This is a genomic window from Parazoarcus communis SWub3 = DSM 12120 (assembly GCF_003226565.1).
Classification (GTDB): domain Bacteria; phylum Pseudomonadota; class Gammaproteobacteria; order Burkholderiales; family Rhodocyclaceae; genus Parazoarcus; species Parazoarcus communis.
The window spans coordinates 1-1,217 of record NZ_QKOE01000068.1; the positions used below are offsets into that span (position 1 = coordinate 1).

General features: G+C 67.6%; 1 protein-coding gene. It reads right to left on the bottom strand.

The annotated features are described in order from the left end of the window. On the bottom strand, positions 1 to 1,217 hold a 1,217-nt coding region (locus DNK49_RS23015), incomplete at both ends, for an ABC transporter permease subunit (RefSeq protein WP_110530401.1).

Here is a 1,217-nt window from a genome sequence, read left to right on the forward strand (position 1 = left end):
GCTTCGGCCAGCAGCCGCGCCTCTTCGGCCCGGTCCAGGCGCCAGGCCGCGCTCAACACGCCCTTGTCACCGCGCAGGTGACCCCCGATGGCCACGTTCTCGAGCACGCTCATCGTCGGCAGCAGCTTCACATGCTGGAAGGTGCGGCTCATGCCCATGCGGGCGATCTCGCGCGAGTCGTGGCCGGCCACCGGCTGGCCGCGGAACAGCACCTCGCCCGAGGTCGGGGTGTCGACGCCCGAGATCTGGTTGAACATGGTGCTCTTGCCCGCGCCGTTGGGGCCGATCAGCGCGAGGATCTCGCCCGCCTTCACTTCCAGGCTCATGTTGTTGTTGGCCACCAGCCCGCCGAACTTGCGGGTGACGTTCTTCGCTTCGAGGATTCGTTCGCCTTTTTGCGGCAGCGCGCGCCGCGCCAGCGGGGTGGCGTTGGCGTCGATGACCTTGCGCCGGGCCTTGACCGGGACGAAGCGGGTGAGGATGGGCCACAGGCCTTCGCGGGCGCGGTGCAGCACCAGCACCATCATCAGGCCGAAGAAGATCACTTCGAAGTTGCCGCTCTGGCCGAACACCTTGGGCAGGATGTCCTGCAGCCACTGCTTGAGCACGGTGATCACGCCCGCCCCCACCAGCGCGCCCCAGACGTGGCCGGCGCCGCCGACCACGGCCATGAACAGATACTCGATGCCGATGTGCAGGCCGAACGGGGTCGGATTCACGAAGCGCTGCATGTGGGCGTAGAGCCAGCCCGAGGCGCAGGCGTGCAGTGCGGCGATGACGAAGATGATCATGCGCGAGCGCGAGGTGTTCACCCCCATCGCTTCGGCCATCACCATGCCGCCCTTGAGCGCCCGGATGGCGCGGCCTTCGCGCGAGTCGAGCAGGTTCTGGGTGGTGAACACGGCCGACATCAGGAACAGCCAGATCAGGTAGTAGATCTCCTGGCCCTGGTCGAGCGTCCAGCCAAACAGTTCGATCGGCGGGATGCCGGTCAGCCCGGTGTGGCCGCCCAGGCTCTCCATGGTGCCGAACAGGAAGTACAGGCTGATGCCCCAGGCGATGGTGCCCAGCGGCAGGAAGTGGCCCGACAGCTTGAGCGTGAGCGAGCCGAGCACGATGGCGACGACGGCGGTAAATACCAGCCCGACGACCAGCGCGAGCCAGGGCGAACCGGCCAGCCACGACAGGTAGCCGGGCAGGTCGGTGGCGGTGGTGAG